Genomic DNA, 20,108 nt, shown 5'->3' with positions numbered 1-20,108 from the left:
GGCGCTCCCCAGTCCCTGCGGCCTGTCCCTCCACTCAGTCCGTCGCAGGCGGTTCGAGCGTCAACGTGTCGTCGAGTGGCCCGTCGACCGTCCACTCGAAGGTGGCCTGCGGACCCGAAGCGGTGATGGGCGCATCGGGATCCTCGCTCCTGAGCTCGAGCGTGTAACTCCCCGGCGGAAGGCTGAGTTCGATCCGCCCCTCTCCGTCGGTGGTGTGCATCACCTTCGTGCCGCCCTGTCCGAACCAGATCGAACGCTGGGCGAGCGGAGTCCCTGCAGGATCGACCAGTCCGAGCGCCTTGGTCGCGAACTCGAGCTGCGGGGAGAGCTCGACGGCCGCGCCACTCACGAACGCATGGCGCCCCAGGGGCGACTTCCAGATCGGGCTCGCGAGGTTGCCGATGCCGTCCATCTGCGGCGTCACGTACAGGTCCCAGGTTCCTGGAGGCACGAAGGCGTACCTCGCCCGACCATCCGGATCGATGGGCACGGCCAGCTGAACGGGCGGCGTCGTGATGGGGGAGGCGACCAGGACCCCGTAGAGACCGAGCGCTCCCTTCTGGCTTCCGACGATGCCCAGATCCAGCGCGAGTGAGGCAGGTGCGATGCCGCTCGTGTCGACCGTGACGGCTTCACCGTCGTTGGATTCGGCCGGAACCGTTGCGGCGACGAAGGTCCGGACGGATGGACCGGCAGCGTTCCCGACCGAACGGGGATAGGTCACGAGGACGTCGATCGCTTCGTGCGGGAGTCCGTGGAACGCGATCGTCCCATCGTCGAGCTCCTCGCGCCACGCTCCACTCTTGCGCATCGTCGTCAGCGGTGTCGTGCTGCTCGCTCGCACGTCGATACGGAACGTGTTCGAGGACTCTGGCTCGGACTCGGATCCACTTAGCGGATTCGGTCGGTGCACCAGGAGCGTTCTCGTCGGCGGTAGGAGCAAATCGAGGTCCGCCCCCTGTGCGCTCCACGTGGTCGACGCGTAGTTCCACGGCGACGTGTGGGCGAGGACGTCGTAGGTGTCGTCGAGCACCCCTTCGAATGCGAACCGCCCGTTCTCGTCCGTCAGCAACGGCTGAGGTTGGGCATTCAGATGCAGGCGCTGTCGGTCGGTCGTGTACTCGTAGGGGGCCTGCACGTCGAAGTGGGCGATCGACCATCCGAGTCTCGGTCGAGCTTCGACGTGCACGCCGGCGAGGGGCGCGCCATCCGGGTCGCGAACGGTGCCGCGAATGTTCGGACCCTGGCCGAAGTCCAGCGTGACGTCGCGGGTCTCGCCGCGCGCAAGCCCCTCGAGGGCGACCGTTCGACGTTCCCCCGTCGGGAGTACGACGATCCACAGTTGGTCGATGCAGGGAACAGCCGCGTAGAGGACCGCGTCCCCATCAGCCTCGGCGTTCGGATGGAGATCGGTTCCCAACGGGAACGCGAGCTGCACAGGAGTGGCGTACACGGAGTAGGTCTCGACGCGCTCTCCATCCACACCGACGACACGCAGTCGAACGGCCGCAGCTCCGACGAGCGCGATCTCCTGCCACTCGGCGAGCGGGGACATCTGGACCGAGACCGGTTCGTAGGCGGGGTGATCGACGGCGACCGTGTGGAGTCCCATCGGAACGGCGTGGAACTCGGCGCCGCCGTACCAGGAACGATCGGGTTCACGCTCCGAGCCATCGTCGAGCAGGAGCCGGAACGTCAGGCCTGCCGCGTCCTTGCTGGACACCATGTTCGAGGCGCTCTCGCGGAAGCGAACCTTGATCGAGCCACGCGGGTCCTGGTCGGTCCACACGACGTCGAGCCGAGTGACTTCGTCGGCCGCGACCCAGAAGTTCATGTCACCCGCCGCATGCGTCGAACTCTCGACCATGTACTGGATGCGACCGGCTGGCACGTTCTCGACGACGAAGCTGTGCTGGGTGCCGCTCGTCGGAGTGTGGGTGACGGGTGGAAGAACGTTGTTGGTCATCAAGACCTCGTTGGCGGACCAGTCGCTCCCGAGCACCTTGACCGTGATCGACTCGGGCCACGGGATGGTCGATCCATCCGGGCTGAGCACGGTTCCCTGGAGTGTTCCAGTGGGGGGGAAGCGGATGTCACCGACCTGGATGGTGGTCTCCGAGCCTTCGAGACTCGTCCACAGCGACAACCGCGGTCGACCGGGCGATCGGACCGAGAAGCGCAGTTCCTGAGGCGACGCAAGCCCTGTGTCGAACGAGAACGTCCCATCGTCCTCCACTTCGACCTCGGGAAGAGTCGTGCGCTTGCGCGGCTCGCCCGGGACCCTCGGCTCTTCGACCTCGACCGTGAGCGTCGCGTCGGCGAGTGGTGCTCCGTTCCTATCGACGACGCGACCGACGATCAGTGGCCCATCGGTCGCGGGCGGTGGAGTCGCACTCGCGTTCGGTACCGCCTCGCGACTCTCGGCCTCTTCGATCAGTGCCATGGTCGCAGGCGCGGACGTGGGGGCGGGCGGTGCGTGCGCCTCTTCCGTCAGGGCGATCGGCTCGTTCGAGGCCTGCGGTTCTGGCGCGAGCATCCAGGGCAGGGCGGCCAGGACGAGTGGGAGCGAGAGAGTGACGAGCGGATGGTTCATGGCAAGGGTTCGAAGCAGGTTCCAAGGTCCGAGCCGAGTGGTCGCGGTCGCGTCCGTCGGCGCGGAGGGATCGGGAGTGAGCCTGAGTGCTTCGTCGAGCACCTCCGCTCGCACGTGTTCGAGAGCGCGTCCACCGACGAAGGCGCCGAGCAGCGTCGCGATCCCCGCCGGCAACGCGTCGCGCAACCGCTCCAGCCCACGCTTCAGCTGCATGCGCACCGTCCCCGGCTGGCGTCCCAACGTGTGGGCGATCGTGGCCGGGTCCATGCCGTGCACGAGGCGCAGCGACACGACTTCGCGCTGCGGCGATTCGAGCGCGTCGATGGCGATGACGACCAACTCGAAGGCCTCGTCGTCCGCGAGGCGCTCGACGGGGTCGGGCTCGCGGCCAGGTCGGTCGTGCTGCGCCTCGAGCGACTTCTCGCGCGAGCGGTGGGCGCGGCGGTGCTCGTCGATCGCGCGCCGGCGCAGGATCGACGCGAGCCAACTCAGGGCCGTCGCGTCGGGGCGCGGCTCGAACTGCCCGCGCAGGGCTTCGAGGAACGTCTGCTGGACCAGATCCTCGGCCTCGACGCCGGCCGGCGCCACGTGGGCGGCGACGAGTAGGAGGCGTGGAGCGGCGGCGTCGAAGAAGCGTGCGAGCGCTTCGACGTCGCCGCGCTCCACATAGGCGCGGAAGTCCTCGTCCCTCGGGCGTTCGGCGGGCATGCCCCATCGAACGGGCGGGGCGCGGTGGCGTCACGGCGATCGCGAAGAAATCGCCGCGAGCGCCGCCGGATCACTCGATCGGCGGTTCTGCGAGCACGACCGTGGGCGTCGCGGGGCCCCACGAGGTCCACAGGACCGCGACGGGTGCGCCGCGCTCGGCCCGGTCGCTCGCCGCGGACTCGCGTCGCAGGCGCAGCGTGTACGCGTTCTCGGGCAGGTCGAGGTCGAGCCCGCCAGCGTCGTCGGTCGTGAGCGTCGTGCGCGGTCCGAGTCCGTCGAAGTCGGGGCCGCTGACGTCGACCTGGCGCCCAGCGAGTGGCGCGCCCGTCGGGTCCGTCAGAAGGAGGCGCCCCTCCACCAGAACGATGTCGAACACCAACTCGACGGACGCGCCCGGAGCGAGCGTGCGCGGCGCAGGCTCACTCACGAGCCACGGAGCGTCCATGGAAGCGACGGCGAACGACCACGTGCCCGGCGGGAGCCACGGGATCCGCGTCCGCCCGGCGTTGCCGACCTGGAGCGCGAACTGGCAGATCCGACCGCTCTCCGTCACGCCGAGGTCGATACCCGCGACGCCTCCTTGCGCGAGCGGGACCCCGTCCACGCGCGCGACGATCTCGACCGAGGCCGGTCGCATAGGCGCGCCGTCGAGCACCAGATCCTCCACGTCGTCGGAGCCGGCCGCGAGCGTTCCGAGCGGGTGAGCAGCGATGGCGTACATGCCACCGCGCGAGCCGCCGGTGCGCATGACATCCATCGAGTTCGGATAGGCAATGGCTAGTTCGTGCTCGGCCGTTCCGACGCCGGTCACGACGAACGAGCCGTCCTGCTCGAACTCGACGAGCTGCGGTCTCCACTCGAGAACGTGGGTGCTCAGGGCATCGGCGACGAGTGGGCGTACCAACAGCTTCAGCACGCGCAGGGCTTCGGCGTCCAGGCCCTCGACCCGCCCGCGCACCGTTCGGACGGCGGGGAGGACGATGTCGTGAGTGTCTGGAGCCGCGGTGGCGTCGACGATCGCGTACGACCAGGCCGAGCGCGCGACGAACAACGAGTACACGACGCCGGGATCGGTCGCGAGGGCGAAGCCGCCGTCGCTCGCGGTCGTGCCCGTGATCGTCGGGCTCGAGCCACTCGCGACCGGCGCCGTCGGGTCGAACGCCGCGGGCGCCGGCCACTGGAACGAGGCCGGTCCGCGCGAAGTGTGGGGGCGCAGCTCGATGGTTGCACCCGCGACGGGCGTGCCATCGTCGGCGCGGACGATGCCGGAGACCGTCGCTTCCTCTGCGAACAGGACATCGACCTCTCGCGTCTCACCCGTGGTCAGTCCCGCGAGAGTCACGCGCCGGCTGCGACCGTCCTCGAGGCGCACGCTCCAGTGCTGGTCGATGGCGGCGACCGAGTCGTACACCTCGTGCGTCCCGACATCGACGCCGCGCGGACGCAGGTCGTCCGGTTCGCCGAAGCGGAGCGTGGTGCTGCGCGCGAGCTCGCTGGTGAGTCGATAGTCGCCGAGGCGCTCGCCGTTCTCGTCGAGGACCCGCAGATGGACGCGCGCGGCTCCGCGAGCCACGGCGGTGTACGCGCCACCCGCTTCCACGTCGAAGATGTCCACCGCAGCGAAGCCATGGATGCGGACCTCGAGCGCGTGGTAGCCGTTCGGAACCGCGTCGAAGACCACCGCCGGGCGACCGGACATCGGGAACGCCTCGATCGTTCGGACGGTGCCGTCGGAGAGCACGAGTCGAACGACGTCCTTGGGGTACGCGAGTCTCAATGGCGCTCCGATCGCGTCCAGTTCGATCTCGACCGTCGTGCTGGAAGCGGGGTCGGGGAACGGCCAGGCGATCTGGAACACGTTCTCGGCGCCAGCGACGACGGAGTCGTGCCGGCGGACTTCCTCGAACCTGGCCGGTTCCCACATGGACGACGTCAGCGTTCCGACGGGAGCGTGCGCGACGATGCTTTGGCCGAACTCGTCGAACGGGGTCGCTGCGAGGTCCTGGAGGCCATGGGCGACGTACTCGGGACGGGGATTCCAGTGGTGCGTCGCGTAGGGCTGGTGTCCTTCCATCCACGTGACGGGATCTCCTGTCGAGGTGACCAGGCACAGGGTCGCGGTCGCCATCTCGGGGTAGGCGATCGTTCCGAGGTCGATCGCGCCCGCCTCGGCTCTCGGGATCCGCAGGCCGAACTGGGGCAGACCGCTGGCGACGACGGTGACTACGACGAGCGCATCGGGCGGTGCCGCGGCGGCGAGCGCGAAATGGCCTTCGACGTCGGTCGTCGCATCCGGGTGGTCGACGCGCCCGGCGCTCGTTCCGTCGGGTGTGGCCGGGTCCGTGCTCCAGCGAATCGTGGCGCCGACCACTGGAGCGTCGGTGTGATCGACGAGCCTTCCGACCACGAGTGGCTCGGCGAGGTCGTCGCTCTCGACCGTGCTCTTGTCGACCGTGCCGTCGTCGACCGTGCTCGCCACTTCACGGGAGCTCGCGTCCACAGCGGTCGGCGTCGTGACGACCTCGGCGAGTTCCTCGGAGGTGTCGGCCATCGCGCTCGCGTCGAGCGTCGCTGGGCCACCGGCTCCACCGTTCTCCCACGGAGCGAACGTCAACAGGGCGAGGACGGAGAGGATCGAGGCGACGAGCGTGGCGGGCAAGGGATTCATCAGGGCCTTCAGGGTTCGAGTGGCGAGCGAAGTGGACGAGCTGAGAGTGGCCGTCGCGGCGGTCGAGCGCGCCGCTTCGGCCAGGACGGTGTCGCGCGCCGCCGCCAGACCCGCGCTCTCGTTCGCGACCAGCGCGGACAACGCGGCAAGTGCGGCCGGTCCGACGACGCCTGCGAGTTCGCCGCGCAACCGCTCCAGCCCACGCTTCAGCTGCATGCGCACCGTCCCCGGCTGGCGTCCCAACGTGTGGGCGATCGTGGCCGGGTCCATGCCGTGCACGAGGCGCAGCGACACGACTTCGCGCTGGGGCGGCTCGAGCCCGTCGATGGCGGCGACCACGCGTTCGAACAGCTCGTCGTCGAGCAGGCGGCGCGTGGGGTCGTCGCTCGCGGCGGGCTCGAGCAGGGTGTCGTCGAGGGCGAGTTCGGCGCGACGGCCGCGGCGACGGTGCTCGTCGACGGCGCGGTTGCGCAGGATGGCCGCGAGCCACGAGAACACCCGCTGCTCGCCGCGCGGAGCGGATGCGGTACGCAGGGCTTCGAGGAACGTCTGCTGGACCAGGTCCTCGGGCTCGATGCCGGGCGGCGACACGTGCGCGGCGATCAACAGCAGGCGCGGCGCGGCGGCGTCGAAGTAGCGTGCGAGCGCTTCGGCGTCGCCACGCCGCGTCCAGGCGTGGAAGTCTTCGTCCCTCGGGCGTTCGGCGGCCATGGATCCAGGGGACGACGCGCCGCCGCCTGCGTCACGGGCAACTGCTCGAAACGTGGGCGGTCGCGACTTGCGTCACGCCGTGGCGTCGCGTGCCGGCCGGCGCCTGGATCGCGGCGGGGAGCGTGGGGCGCCACACGGCGGGTTGCCTGGACGGCGCGGACGGGGGCGCCGGCCGTGTGGTCACTCGGAGAGCGCTCGCGCCGTGGCACGCGCCGAGCACGGACGTCGCGGCCGCACCGAGAGGGCGAGATCGGAGGGCTCCGAGTCGAGCGGTGGTTCGAAGCCCGGACTCAGAACTCGGTCAGGACGACGGTCGCCTGGTCCGGACCATCGGGGCCCCAGCGCACTTCGACGGGGGGGCCGGTGGGTTCCACACCGAAGCCCTCGAGCTCTACACCTCGGGTGAGCGTGAGCGTGCGCGGGGGGAGAGAGAGCGACAGCCTGCCGAGCGAGTCGGTGCGCCCACGTCCTTTCGTCGTTCGCTCGCCTTGCCGTAGGCCGATGATGATCGGGCAGTCACGCAACGCTTCGCCTTCCGCGTTCGTGCACAGGATCGCTCCTTCCGCCACTTGGACCTCCATCTCCAGGCGATTGGCTTTCCTTGGGTCCATGGTGTGGAGACCTGGGAACCTTTCGGACCAGCTGGCGCCGGTGCCGAAGACTGTCAACTTGAACGCGCATGTGCCGGGAGAGATCCCGTCGATATGCACCGGTGTGTCGTCCACCGGTACGGTGACCAGGAGGACGAGCCTCGGGCGCTCCAGGCGGCGCGACCACGAGTGTCCGCCGACGTCCGCCTCTTCCTCGTGAAACTCATAGGTGCCGTACAGAGTGGCTTCGATCGGGTGCGGGCGCTGTCCGGTGAACCGCAGCTCGATTCGTCCAGGGGCGAGGTGGTCCAAGGCGATCTGGAGGTCGTGAACGTCGTCGTTACCGGCTTCGAACTGCGCGATCGGGAATTCCGGTCGATTGGAGATGTTGGTCGTCGTTTCGAAACTCCGCGCTGAGAGCGGAAGCACAGCCAGAAGTTCGAAGGGCGAGGTAGGAACCGCGAGCGGGCCGAAGCTGCCGTCGCTATTCACGAGCCGAGACACGGTCTTGTGGTAGTCAGGTCGACTTGCCGCTGGGCCGATCGACGGCAATGACGCGGCATCGCCGGCCCTCGACCGGATCTCGAGGTCGAATCCATCGACGACATCCGAAGCGTCTGCGGCGAGGCGTCCGCTGATCGAGCGCCAGGCAGGTAGCCGCAGTTCGACCCCGTCGGCGCTGGGCTCCGCCGACGTTTCGGCGTAGATCCAAGGTGAGAGGAACGCGAGGACGTCGTAGTCGCCATCCTCAGGGACCCGCACTTCGAATCGACCTTCGTTGTCCGTCGTTCCAACGATCCGCGAGTTCGCACCTTTGAGGCGCGTCGGGAGTCCGACGTACCGCAAGGGCGGGAGCGAAGGTCGGGCGTGAGACTCGTCGAGTTGGCTGGTGCAAACTTCGATGTCCACGCCGCTCACGGGAGCACCAAGTTGCGTGAGGACGACGCCTCGCACTCTGTGCGCCTGACGGAGGTCGATCTCGACGCTCGTCGTGGCACCTGGCAGGCACTCGACGATCTCTCGGGTGGTAAGGACACCTTCGATCCCGATAGCGGTGACTTGAGTGCACCGGCTCGGGAATCGAACGAACACGGCCCAGCCATCGTCCTCGATCGAGGTCGGTGCAATCGTCCTCGACGATGTCGGCGTTACCCCCTTCGACGAGAGGAGGACCGACAACCACAATTCGTCGATGGGCTGCCCGTCCTCGTCGAGTACGCGTAGGCGCAGAGTCGAGTCCCCTTCGACGAACACGTCGTGGGTCGAGCCGCGCCGCACGCCTGTCACGACGACAGGCTTGAAGTGCCGCGCCTCGAAGTGCAGCTCGTGGTCGCCCTCTGGCACGTCGTCCCAAGTGGCGACATCGCTCGCGGCACTCGTGGGAGGGCGCCGCCGTCCATCGGACGACACGAGCCAGAGCCAAGGTCCCGTGCTCGCATCCGGAGTGAAGAGCGACTGACCAGGTCTCGACCTCAGGTGCGCCACGACCCGCTGACCGGGCCCAATCTCGGGTACCTCGAAGTCGAGCACCGTCTCTTCGCCTGCCCTCACGGTCGCTGTGATCTCCGATTGGAAGCTCGCGCTACCGATCGAGAGCCTGGCGCCGCCCGCTGGAACGGCGGGGAACGCGAACCGGCCGGACGAGTCGACCGGTGCGGCTCCAAGGAATCCCGCGCGAGGCTCCAGTTCGGCACGCGGCGTCCAGGTGTGCCTCAGTGCAACGGTCCTCGGCAGCCAGTTCGGCACGGAGCCGTCCGGCGCTCGCACCCGACCTGTGATCCATCCGGTCGGCGCCAGACGCAGGTCGCCCAGGTCGAGCGTTTCGCCCGCGCGTTCGAGCGGCACCTGCAGCTCGAACTCGGGGCCTGCGATCGGCGTCACCTGCACCGCGAGGGCGCGCGAACAGTCGGCACTCACGCGGATCGCGAACGTTCCGTCCTCGGCGGTGGTGGTCGCGCCCGACTCCGGAACCTCGTCGGGCTGCAGCGGCAGCCGCGACAAGGCCAGCGGTGTCCTCAGCTCGATCCACTCGACCACCGCATCGCTCACGGGCCGCCCGTCCGGATCCACGAGGCGCGCCCGCAGGTCGGGCACCGCCACGAGGTCTGCGTCCGCAGTGCCCGCCGCCACCTCGCTGGGCGCGTCCACGGTCGAACGCTCGGCGCGACGGACCGGCGCGACCAGTCCCACGCTCGGAGCGTCGGCCACGGCGTCACCCGCGACCAGCACCGGAACGTCCGCGTCGTCGGTTCCACCGAGTACGAGCGCGAGACCCAGGCCCAGCAGCAGGATCACGGCACCCAAGAGCCACGCCAGTCCGAACGGAAGACCACTCGCTCCCAACGTCTTGCCGGCGATCGCCGTCGGCACGACTCCATCGGCACGCGGGACGTACTCGGCCCGCACCGCTCGCGGATCGAGCAGTAGCGCGCACACGGTCAGCCCGAACAGCGCGTCGCCGCCGGGCAACGACTCGCGCAGCAGCTCGAGCCCACGCTTCAGCTGCATCCGCACGGTGCCGGGCGCGCGCTCCAGTTCCTCGGCGATCGCCCCGGGGCCGAGTCCGCCCAACAGCCGTCGCTCGAGCACCTCGCGGTACGGGGACGGGAGGCGGTGGACCTTCTCGACGACGAGCTCGAAGAACTCCCGCTCCGCCAGGTGATCGACCGCGAGTCGCTGCAGCGCCGGTTCGTCGACCAGCTCGCGCACGTCGGCGCCCTGCGGTTCGAGCGTGCGCCGCCGCTGCAGGTCGATCGCCTTGTACCGCAGGATCGAGGCCATCCAAGCGGTCGGACAGCCTTCGCCGCGGTAGGCGTCCGCCGACGCGATCGCTTCCGCGTACGTCGACTGGATCAGGTCCTCGGCCTCGTCGACCGAGCGTGCCGCGTGAACGGCGAGCACACGGAGGTGCGGGGCCGCGGCGCCGAAGAAGCGTGCGAGCGCCTCGACGTCACCGCGGTCCCGGTAGGCAAGGAAGTCGGTCTCCCTCGGGGATTCAGTCACCGGGGGTTGTCGATCGAACGGCGAGAACGTCACGAAGATCTGTCGGAAAGTGCCCAGGGCAGGTGGGGCGTGCGGTCCGAAGCGGCTGCGGAGGCGCTCGGCACCGGTGGAGCGGACGCTCGAACCCGGCGCCGCAGCGGGACCGGACCCAGGCTACCCGCGCCCATCGAGGTGGAGGGCGACGGCTTCGCGGTGGTGCGCCTGGGAGCGGGTCCGAAGGCGCCGCGGCGACGGCGGTCGACCCGAGGTGGGCGAATCGACACGGGCCTCCGCGGCGGCCGGATCTGCGACGCGGTCCTGCGCGCCGGGCGGCCATGTGCTCGGCCCGGTGCTCGGCCCGGTGCTCGGCCCGGGCGACGAACTCGTACCGCGCGCCCCCCCTAGTCCAGGGTCGCCGCGATCGGAGCGACGTCCGCGCCCGCGACCACCTCGAGCTCCGCGTAGAACGTCCCGCGCCGTGCCGGGGACTGGTCGCGCAGACTCAGTTCGTAGATGCCCGGCACCAGGTGCAGGTCGAGCGCGAACTCCGGCTCGTCCGCCGCGCGCGTCAGGTAGCGGCTGATGACCTCGACTCCGGTCGTCCCGTCCGTCACCCGCAGCCAGACCTTCGTCGGCGCACCGCTGCGCCCCGTGTACGGCAGGACTCGCAGCGGCACGCACACGCCGCGCTCGAGCTCGATCCGCAGCGTGCGGTACAACTCGCTCGTGACTTCGACGTCCACGCGCTTCGGCGGCGAGCCAGCCGTGTCGATGCACAGGGTGTAGGTCCCCGGCTCGAGCGGCGACGTGACGAAGCGGCCCGCGCTCGTTCCCACGACGGCGTGGGCGTTCTCGCCCGCGTGCAGGACGCGGATCGACGCCTGCTCGACGGCCGCACCGTCCGCGTCGACCAATTCGATCTCGAGCTGTCCGAAGAGCGGCGGCCGCACGAGACCCAGGTCGAGCGCCTCGCCCACGCCCAGTTCGATGCGCGCCAGCTCGACGTCCGCGGGGAAGCCGCCGCCGGCCGTCACGAGGCGGTACTCACCGGCGCCGAGGGGCGCGAACGTGAACGATCCGTCGGCCGCGACGGCGACGAATGCGCTCGCGTTCCAGTCCGTGCGCTCGAGCTTCAACAGGATCAGGCTCGGATCGACGGGTTCGGACGGCCAGGTCCCGGTCACGCTCGCGGTCGCGCGTTCCGCCGCGGTCAGCACCACCTCGAGAACCTGGTCGGACGGAACGACGCCCGTTCGCCGGCACTGGGCCAAGCCCGACGCGCGTCCCGACAGCGTGGGAGCATGCAGCGCGAGATCGAGCGCGACGCCGTCCGCGAGGCCGTGGATGGTCGCGCGACCGTCCGCATCGGTGCGGGCCGTGGAGCGGTACCAAGGCCGAATCTCCGCGTCCGGCTCGAGGGCGACGACGTGCCAGCCTTCGACCGGAGCACCGTTCTCGTCCACGAGCCGCACCGCGAGCGATCCACCGTTCGCGACGACCGGGTTCCACTCGAAGTGCTCGCCGTCGTCGAGTTCGCGATCCTCACGCGCCAGGAAGAAGTCGGCCATGTGCGCCGTGAAGTCGTAGTCGCCCGGCAGCAGTCCGGTCAGTTCGAACCGGCCCTCGTCGTCGGAATGCGCGACCGGATCGGCCACGTACCGTCCGAGTTCGGCTTCGAACTGACCGAGCGCGCGCGTGCCTTCCCACTCGGCGCGGATCTCGGCGTTCGCGATCGGAGCGTCGGTGCGGTCGGCGATGCGACCGTGGACCGTTGCGCCCTGGGTCAGCTGCAGGTCGAGCTCGAGTTCGGAGCTGAAGTGGATGTAGCCGCTCGCCCAGGCCACCAGACCGCTGTCCGCCTCGAGCGGGCGCGCGACGATCAACACATAGCCGGCCGGGACCTCGCGCGTGTCGAAGCGACCGTTCTCGTCGGCCGCGATCAGGATGCCCTCGAGGTCCATCGACTTCTTCGAGCCCTCGAGCTCGCCCGGCGCGAGTTCCGAGCCTTCGAAGATCTCGCGCGCGTCCTCGTCGACGCCGATCGCGAGGCGTGCGAACGGCACCGGCGCTCCGGACGGGTCGAGCACGCGCCCGAACAAGCGGTGCCCCTTCGCGCCGAGCACGAACTCGAGGTCGTCGCCGCAGTCCTCGACCTGCGCCGGTTGCCAGTCGTCGTGGCGCGCGATCAGCAGCGCTTCGGGGTCCACGTGGTCGATCTCGAAGACTCCGTCGGACGCGGTCGTTCCGAGCACGTGCATGACCCGATGGTGCGTCGGGTCGATGCGCAGGATCTCGGCACCGGCGACCGGTTCGCCCTTCAGATCGACGACGATCCCACCGGCCGTGGTGCCTTCGGGGAGCGCGATCTCGAGCTCGCGCCGTTCGCGGGTGTCCACGCGGATCGTCGCGCCGCCGAGCTCCGTCGCGACCAGATAGGGGCCCGGGACCAGGTCGTCGAAGAACGCGGAGCCCGCTGTGTCGGTGCGTCGCTCCGAACCGATCTCGCCGCTCGCACGCCGCAGGTAGAGGCCGACGTCCGCCGCCGGTCGCCGCGAGTCCTCCCACACGACGCGCACGTCGAGCGCGCGCCCCTCGGCAGCCACGGCGGCGAGTGCGGGCGTCGATGTGACGGCCGTCCGTTCGATCCGCAGCGGCGTCGCCTGCGCCAGGTCCGGCGCGAGCGGCACGTCCGCACCGTCGCTCGCAAGTTCGACCGGCGGCGCACCGCCCGACTCGCGCCCGAGCGAGGACGACGCCTCCTGCGGGTCCCACACGACGAAACCGACGACGACGACCACGAGGGCGGCGATGGCGAGCGAGATCCAGTGCTTCACGATGATGGCTCCGAAGAGGGGAGTGGTGGTGGTGAAGACACCCTGGGCGGTGGTCGCGGCGGCGGCGGAGGCCTGCGCGCTCGCACCGACGGACGTGAGCAACGACTCGCGCACGGCGGCCAGTCCTCGGCCTTCGAGCACGAGCCCGCCGACCAACGCAGCCGCTCCGGCCGGAACCGCTTCGCGCAGGCGTTCGAGCCCGCGCTTCAGCTGCATGCGGACCGTGCCCGGTGACCGACCCAACGCGTGCGCGATCGCCGTCGGCTCGAGGCCGTGCACGAGACGCAGCGCGAGGACCTGGCGCGACGGACCGTCGATGCGCTCGATGGCCGCGGTGACCTGCTCGAACAGCTCGGCGTCGGCCGCGAGTTCGAGCGGGCCGCGCGCCGGTTCGATGGCATCGGGTAGATCGTCCGAGCGCTCGCGTTCGGCACGGGAACGGCGCCGACGTCCGAGATCGAGCGCGCGGTGGCGCAGGATCCCGGCCAGCCAGCTCTCGATCGGCCGCGAACCGTCGAACGACTCGGCGTCCCGCATGGCCACCAGGAACGTGCTCTGCACCAGGTCCTCGGCCTCGGCGGCGTCGCGGCACAGGTGGCCGGCGAGCACCGTCAGGCGCAGGGCCGTGGCGTCGAACACGGTCGCGAGTTCCTCCGGCGCGCCGCTCTTCGCGAAGCGCAGGAAGGCCGCGGTGGCCGCTGTGGACGAGGAGTCACGGGGTGTCATGCCAGCGGTGTGCACGGCGCGGGGCGAGCGTCACGGCGAAGGTCCTGGAAAGTCGCGGGACGCCGGTCGCCGGGAGGGCGTCGGCGCTGCGGGAAGCGCTGCTCTGCGACGGACGCACCGGCGGTGCCCCGACACGACCCGCCGCTCCGTCGCACCGTCGGACCGCCCAACCCTGTCTGCACCGAAGCGGCTCGGGCGTCCGCGGCGTCGCGGCTCCGGAACCGGAAGCGCTCCGCCGCTGTGAGCCGGGCTGCACGTCGGGCGGACCCCAGGCTATCCTCGCCGCCATGCAGCAACCGACCAACGGCCTCCTCGTGGGCACGCGCAAGGGTGGGTTCGCCCTGAAGCGCTCGAGCGACGGCACCTGGCGGCAGGTCGGGGACCCGATCCGCCTCGGCGTCCAGGTCAACGACTTCCAGCAGGACCCGCGGCGGCCGGAGGTCTGGCTGCACACGGCGGGCGGCGACTTCCACCTGGGCCCGACCGTCTTCCGCTCGACGGACGCCGGCGGCACCTGGGCCGAGGCGTCGAAGCCGCCCGCGTTCGACCAGGTCACGGAAGAGGGCGCCGAGCCGCGGCACGACGGCACGTCGCGCGGGCTCACCGTGCAGCGCAGCTTCTGGTTCGCGCCGGGCCACGCGAGCGAGTCGGACACCTGGTACGTGGCGACGACGCCGCAGGGCCTGTTCCGCAGCGAGGACGGAGGCGACACGTGGAGCGGGGTCGACGGCTTCAACCACCACCCGCAGTACCGCACGTGGACCGGCGAGCCCCCCGGCCCGCCCGACGGTCCGTTCCTGCACTCGGTGCTCGTCGATCCGCGCGACGCGTCGCACCTGTTCGTCTCGATGTCGGCCGGCGGCACGTTCGAGTCGCACGACGCGGGGAAGAGCTGGGCGCCGATCAACGCCGGCGTGCGCGTGGACTTCGGTCCCGAGCCGTACCCCGAGTTCGGCCAGGATCCGCACTGTGTGATCCAGCACCCCGCCGATCCGGACCTGCTCTACCAACAGAACCACTGCGGCATCTACCGCGTCGACCTGCGCGAGGGGCGCCAGTGGTCGCGCATCGGCGACAACATGCCGAAGGAGATCGGCGACATCGGCTTCGGCATCGTCGGTCACCCCACGCGACCGGGAACGGTCTGGGTCCTGCCGATGGACGGCACGCGCACCTGGCCGCGCACGGCGCCCGGTGGGAGACTCGCGATGTACCGCACCGACGACGGCGGCCAGTCGTGGACCCGTCAGGATTCGGGACTGCCGGCGTGCGGCTCGTGGATCGGCGCGAAGCGGCAGGCGCTGGCCGTGATCGGTGCACCCGACGCGCCGGAGGTGTGCTTCGGCGCGACCTGCGGCGAGGTCTGGGTCGGTCGCGACGGCGGCGAGCGTTTCGAGTGCGTCGCGCGTCACCTGCCCGAGATCTACTCGCTCGCTCCGGCCGTGCTGGCGTGAAGGTCCGCGTCAGCAGTCACCTGTTCGAGTACACCGACGGCCGCGACGAGTTGGAGGCCACCGGTGCGACCGCGCGCGAGCTGTTGCGCGACCTCGACGGCCGCCACCCGGGCCTCTACTTCCGCGTGGTGGACGAGCAGGGCGCGCTGCGTCGGCACATCAACGTCTTCCTCGGCAACCGCGCCGAGCGCGACCTCGACCAGCCGCTCGGCGAGGTGGATCGGGTGCACGTGCTCGGTGCGCTGAGCGGCGGCTGAGCCCGCGCGGCGTCGCCGAACGGGAAGGACCGCGCCGGAGCACGTGGCTCCGGCGCGGTCCTGTCGTTCCCGGGGACGGTGGTGGTGCGCGCCGCGACCTGCGACGCGCGGACCTCAGCGGATCAGCGTGTAGCTGCCACCCGAGGTCTCGGCCATCCGACGCAGCTCGGGCTGGTCGCCGCCGATGCAGACCACGTGGATCGTCACGCCGCGGTGGGCGTTCCACAGCGCGACGTGGTCCGCGATCGTGCCCGTGTCGAGCACCTCGCCGACCGACGGCGCACCGTCCGACAGGAGCATGATCGTGTCCACGTCCGGGTCCTCGAAGGCGACCTGCAGGGCCTCGTAGACGTTGGTACCGCCGTCCGGGGAGAGCCGTTCGACGAAGGCCTGGATGGCCGTCAGCGTCTTCTTCTTGCCGACGCTCTTCAGCCGGTCGGACCAGGCCTTCGCGCCGTTCGAGAAGCGCACCACGTTCACGAGCGCGCTCTCGGGGAGTTCCTTCAGGAAGTAGTTGAGCTCGTTCTGCGCGACCTCGAGGCGCGTTCCGCCACGCGGCTTGCGGTCCTTCTCGCCGTCGCCGCCGGTCGTCGGGCCGCGCGGACCGCCGGTGCGCGGCGCCATCGGTTCGGCCATCGAACCGGAAGCGTCGATCACGAAGGTCAGGCGCTCGGAGTCGAGTTCGACGCCGAAGAACGAGCCGGCGACGGTGTTGTTCTCACCGCTCTCGGCCGCCTCCTCGGCAGCCTGTTCGCGCTTGGCGAGCAGGTCCGTGTACTCCTTCTCGGACAGCGGCACGAACCCGGACGCGTTGTCCTTCCACCAGCGCGGCCACACGCCGGGGTTGCGGAAGCGTTCGCCCGTGAGTTCTTCGAGCGCGTCCATGACGAGCTTCGCGATCCGCCCGTCGAGCCGCTCGAGCGACGCGACCAACGCAGCCGTGCTCTCGTGGGAGCGCGAGAGCAGGAGCGCTTCGACCGCGGCGCGCTGGGTGCCCCACGGAACTTCGGGGCCGAGCGCCGCGGAGAACAGGTCCTCGTAGGCGCCGCCGATCCGCGCGAGGCTGACGAGCGCGGCGTTCTTCTTCTGCGAGGGCTCCTCCTTCGACCAGCCGACCAGGTCCTCGACCCATTCCGGATCGCCGCCGTACAGCTCGGAGGTGAGCTCGACGAGCAGGGCTTCCTCGGTCTCGGTCGCGGCCTTCTTCAGAGCGCGGTCGAGCAACTTGCGCGCCCCTTCCGTGCCGCGCAGGGCCAGCGTGCGCAGCGCTTCGACGCGGACCATCAGGTCTTCGTCCTCGATCATCTCGCGCAGGAACTTCTCGGCCGAGCTCGACGGCGTGCGACCGATCGCGCGGGCGCAGAACGCGCGCGCGGCCGGGACGACGAGACCGGGCCCGTGCTTGACGGCGGCGTCGGCGAAGCTCTCCGAGCCGCGCTTCGACAACAGATCGGCGAGGAACGAGGTGAACTGGTGTCCTTCGCTGCCCGTCGTCGGGCCGCGTCCACCCTGGGGCGCGGGGTTCGCGAGCGAACGTTGGACCTCTTCGAGCACTTCTTCCCAGCCCTTCGCGGAGCCCCAGGCGATCGCGCACTCGGCGCGCTCGCTCGGTCCGTAGGCGGGGTTGAGGAACGTGCCCCGCGCGCGGTCGAGCATCGAACGGTCGCCGCGATCGGCGAGTTCGACCATCGCGGCCGTGCGCACGCGGCGGTTGCGGCTGTCGAGGCTGCTGCGCAGTTCGGCCTCGTCGAGCTTCGGCGCGAGCTTCTCGAACGCCAGTCCCCCGACGCCCGCGAGGGGCTTGCCGCGCGTGGGATTCGCCTCCGCGGCGGCCACGGCGTTCGGATCGAGGTCGGCGATCGAGTCGGCGAACGCCTTGTACAGCTCGGTGTACCAGCGCTCGTCCTCGTCGATGTCGAACTCCTCGGCGTGCAGCTCGAGCGCGCGCACGCGGACGGCGGCCATGGCGGGGGACTCGACGACCTTGACGAGCCACTCGCGCGCGATGCCGCCGCTGGCTCCGAGGGTCTCGATCGCCGCGATGCCCTCGAGCGAGTTGTCCGCGTTCGCCGCCAGGTTCGCGAGCATCTCGCGCACTCGACCCGAGAGGTCCTTGGACTTCATGAAGCCCGACAGTGCGCGAATGGTGCGCGCGCGCGCGATCTCGCGCTTCAGGACGCCGCCGTCGAGAGCGAGCGCGAAGCCGGCGAGCGCGTCGGGCGTGCCGATCTTGGCGAGCTCGGTCAGCGTCTCGATCGAGACGCGGTCGCCCATCAGGCGGATGCGACCGACCAGTTCCTCCACGTCGTCGACGGTGGTGGCAACGCAGGTCGCCGCGGGCGCGGCGAGGGAGTTGGACGAGTGGGCGAGCGGACTCGGAGCAGCGACGAGGAAGCTGGCGAGTCCGACGAGCGCGAGGTGACGGATCACGGAGTGCGCGCGGGGCTGTGAGGTGCTGGAGTGGGGAACGACCAGGGGCGCGGATGGGGGGGGGCGCCCAGGGTCGGGGACTCTCATTACACACCATCCGAAGCTGTGCCTACCGTCGGGCTGGCGAGTACCGATCGGAGCCCTCCGTATCCGCCCCCTTCGGTCCCGGAGCCGGCGATCGGGTTGCCGGGGCGCGCGCGCGGCGTGCGCTTCGATCCCGCACGGCCGGTGCCATTCGGCACGCCGTCGGGCACTCTCCGGTCGACCCATGACGCACCGGGCCGGAGACACGGCCGGTGTCTCTTCGAGTTCCGATTCGGATCAGCGCCTCCCGCACGCCAACGGGCCCGGACCGGGTGAACCGATCCGAGCCCGCTCGCGAGTCCGTCCGACCGAACTGCGCGGAGTCAGCGGCCGCCGTCCTTCTCCCCGTCCTTCTCCTTCTGGCGCTCGATCTTGGCTTCGAGCAGGCGCCGGTTGTTCCGCGAGTCGCGCAGGGCGAGCTCGACGATGCCTTTCTCCTCTCCCTTCAGGGTGCCCTCGGCCAACAGTTCGGTAGCGAACCGGGTGGCCTGCGCGTACATCTCGAGTGCGCGGTCGTACTCGCGCTCCAGGTAGAAGTGCAGGATCACCGCGCCGTCGTTGAGGTAGCCGGGGTTCTCCGGATCCAGAGCGAGCGCCTTCTCGTAGGCGGCGAACGAGGTCTCGTACATCGGCATGTACGTCTCGCGTTCCTTCTCGGACATTCCCGTCCGGCCCTTGCGCCCCACGTGCATGTCGGCGGCGTCGCGATAGAAGAGGCCGACGTTGTTCCAAAACTTGTGGTTCTGCGGGAACGCCTCGGCCTGGATCTCGCTGCAGAAGCCGGCGTCGAGCAGTGCGGGCGGGTTCTGCTCCATGCAGTGCCTGATCAGTCCGTACAGCACGTTGACGCCCGGCGCGTCGTTCGCGACCGAGGACACCAGCGACGCGCGGTCGATCTCGGCCAGCGTCTTGAAGGCTTCGATCGCCTCGGCGTGCTTGCCGCCGGAGAACCGCAGGCGACCGATGTAGTACCAGTTGGCCGTGTACGCGGGCCACAGCTCGAGCGAGCGCATGAAGGCCTTCTCGCCCTCCTCGTAGCGCGCCGGATCGTTGAAGGCGAGCAGCGTGTACCCGAGCCACCAGTCGACGGTCGCCATGCGCGCGTCCGTCCTGGCGGCGCGCTTGGCGAAGGCCGCGCGACCCGATTCGAGCGCCGCGAGCATCTTCTCGACGCCGAGCGTGCCGTAGGCGCGGCCGTAGTCGAAGCCGGCGGGTTCTTGACCGATCGCCGCTCCGTACGCGGCCGCCGCGGCGTCCAGATCGCCGCCGAAGGCGTGGATGTCGCCCAGGAGCGTGTCGAGCGAAGCGAGGTAGCCACGCTCGCCCTCGCCGCGCGGGCGGCCGCAGAGTTCGATCGCCTTCGTCGTGCTGGCGACGGCCTTCTCGAGCATCTTCGCGGCGCGTTCCTTCTGGGCCTCGTCACCCATGATCGAGGCGTACACACCGAGTGCGCCGCGACCCATGAGTTCGTGGGCCTCGACGCTGCCGGGGTAGTGCTCGATCGCCGACTCCGCCGCCGCCATCGAGGCCGCACTGTCCCCGTCGTGACGACAGACGCGCGCCAGGTACAGGTGCGCGTCGCGGTAGCGCGTCGGGTCCGCCGCGATCGCTGCCGCCAGTTCGCGGCGCGCGTCGGCGATCATGAATCCGGCCTGCGTCGTGTCGCCCGCCGCGAGGTCGCGCTCGACCTTCGTCGCGAAGGCGATGCCCCACAGGTAGGTGTAGTCGGGTCCTTCGTTCCCGGCGCGGCGCAGTTGCCCCAGCTGGCCGAGCACTTCCTCGGCGCTGCCGCGGCTGAGTTCGAGGCGCAGCAGCCAGATCCGGCCGCGCGCTTCATCGAGATTCGCGGCCGCCTGGAACGCCTCTTCGGCTTCCACGAGCTTCGACTCGTCGAGGGCCGCGCGGCCCTTCTCGATCAAGTCGTCGACCTCGTCCCGCAGCGCGACGGCGTCGGACGCGGTGGCGGGCGCCGGGGGCTCGACGCACGGAGCGGCGTGAAGTCTCACCGGAAGGGCGGCGAGGGGCAGGGCACAGAGAATCGAGAGCAGCTGCATGGGATCCGTTGTCGGTT

General features: G+C 70.3%; 8 protein-coding genes. 2 read left to right on the top strand and 6 right to left on the bottom strand.

What is annotated here, in order from left to right; all coding sequences use genetic code 11:
• Positions 1-34: 34 nt before the first annotated feature.
• The 4 genes from Pla163_RS15030 to Pla163_RS15015 all read right to left on the bottom strand — a co-directional run bounded on the left by Pla163_RS15030 (position 35) and on the right by Pla163_RS15015 (position 13,812).
• Complete coding sequence (locus Pla163_RS15030) at positions 35-3,301, bottom strand: sigma-70 family RNA polymerase sigma factor (RefSeq protein ID WP_145190234.1); 3,267 nt, start codon at positions 3,299-3,301, stop codon at positions 35-37.
• A gap of 70 nt (positions 3,302-3,371) precedes the next feature.
• Positions 3,372-6,680, bottom strand: coding sequence for an RNA polymerase sigma factor (locus tag Pla163_RS15025; protein WP_145190231.1), 3,309 nt, complete (start codon positions 6,678-6,680; stop codon positions 3,372-3,374).
• Between the two features lie 290 nt (positions 6,681-6,970).
• Positions 6,971-10,273 carry a sigma-70 family RNA polymerase sigma factor gene (locus Pla163_RS15020; protein ID WP_419185990.1) on the bottom strand — a complete coding sequence of 1,101 codons (3,303 nt, stop codon included), beginning with the start codon at positions 10,271-10,273 and terminating at the stop codon, positions 6,971-6,973.
• A 380-nt stretch (positions 10,274-10,653) separates the two neighbouring features.
• A complete protein-coding gene (locus Pla163_RS15015; protein WP_145190225.1) occupies positions 10,654-13,812 on the bottom strand; it encodes a sigma-70 family RNA polymerase sigma factor in 3,159 nt (1,052 codons plus the stop codon).
• A 287-nt stretch (positions 13,813-14,099) separates the two neighbouring features.
• Between Pla163_RS15015 and Pla163_RS15010 the strand changes: the two genes are divergently transcribed.
• Positions 14,100-15,266, top strand: coding sequence for a WD40/YVTN/BNR-like repeat-containing protein (locus tag Pla163_RS15010; RefSeq protein WP_145190222.1), 1,167 nt, complete (start codon positions 14,100-14,102; stop codon positions 15,264-15,266).
• A complete protein-coding gene (locus Pla163_RS15005; protein ID WP_145190219.1) occupies positions 15,263-15,523 on the top strand; it encodes a MoaD/ThiS family protein in 261 nt (86 codons plus the stop codon). The genes Pla163_RS15010 and Pla163_RS15005 overlap by 4 nt, the downstream gene beginning before the upstream one ends.
• A gap of 114 nt (positions 15,524-15,637) precedes the next feature.
• Here the strand turns inward: Pla163_RS15005 and Pla163_RS15000 are convergent, their stop codons facing one another.
• Positions 15,638-17,953: a HEAT repeat domain-containing protein gene (locus tag Pla163_RS15000; protein ID WP_419185989.1), complete on the bottom strand. Its 2,316-nt coding sequence runs from the start codon at positions 17,951-17,953 to the stop codon at positions 15,638-15,640.
• 407 nt (positions 17,954-18,360) lie between these two features.
• Entirely contained in the window at positions 18,361-20,091 is a 1,731-nt protein-coding gene (locus Pla163_RS14995; protein WP_145190213.1) for a tetratricopeptide repeat protein, read from the bottom strand.
• Positions 20,092-20,108 lie beyond the last annotated feature (17 nt).

The organism is Rohdeia mirabilis, from assembly GCA_007750655.1.
In the GTDB taxonomy this organism is placed as follows: domain Bacteria; phylum Planctomycetota; class UBA1135; order UBA1135.
This window is presented reverse-complemented; position numbering and strand designations above follow the sequence as displayed.

Bases quoted from the DNA above. Each gene is read 5' to 3' on its own strand.
- Pla163_RS15015 (WP_145190225.1), bottom strand. From the start codon at position 13,812: ATGACACCCCGTGACTCCTCGTCCACAGCGGCCACCGCGGCCTTCCTG.
- Pla163_RS15010 (WP_145190222.1), top strand. From the start codon at position 14,100: ATGCAGCAACCGACCAACGGCCTCCTCGTGGGCACGCGCAAGGGTGGG.
- Pla163_RS14995 (WP_145190213.1), bottom strand. From the start codon at position 20,091: ATGCAGCTGCTCTCGATTCTCTGTGCCCTGCCCCTCGCCGCCCTTCCG.
- Pla163_RS15030 (WP_145190234.1), bottom strand. From the start codon at position 3,301: ATGCCCGCCGAACGCCCGAGGGACGAGGACTTCCGCGCCTATGTGGAG.
- Pla163_RS15025 (WP_145190231.1), bottom strand. From the start codon at position 6,680: ATGGCCGCCGAACGCCCGAGGGACGAAGACTTCCACGCCTGGACGCGG.